We start from the raw sequence: 256 nt of genomic DNA, 5'->3' as shown, positions 1-256 counted from the left end.
GGGCAGAGGTGATCACATCGGTCGAGCGGCGGCGGCGGTGGCCGCGAGATGAGAAGGAACGGCTGGTTGCAGCATCGCTTGAGCCCGGAGCCACTGTTTCCGAGGTGGCTCGCATGGCCGGCCTTCATGTGAGCCAGCTGTTCAGGTGGCGCAAAGAGCTTTGCAAGCACGGTGAGACGAGTATAGCTCCGTTCGTGCCGGTCGAGATTGGGCCGTCTGTGCGGCCGCGGGATGTGGCCGAAGTGCCATTGACGAC

At 64.1% G+C, this 256-nt stretch carries 1 protein-coding gene; it reads left to right on the top strand.

Annotated features, from left to right (window positions below; genetic code table 11):
• Nucleotides 1–8 precede the first annotated feature (8 nt).
• Nucleotides 9–256 (top strand): IS66-like element accessory protein TnpA (tnpA, locus tag XI09_RS46045; RefSeq protein WP_442869550.1); only part of this gene is annotated, 248 nt, incomplete at its 3' end.

It is taken from the genome of Bradyrhizobium sp. CCBAU 11386, from assembly GCF_028128955.1.
GTDB lineage: Bacteria > Pseudomonadota > Alphaproteobacteria > Rhizobiales > Xanthobacteraceae > Bradyrhizobium.
The sequence above is the reverse complement of the archived record's forward strand: the minus strand, read 5'-3'. Positions and strand labels throughout refer to the sequence as shown.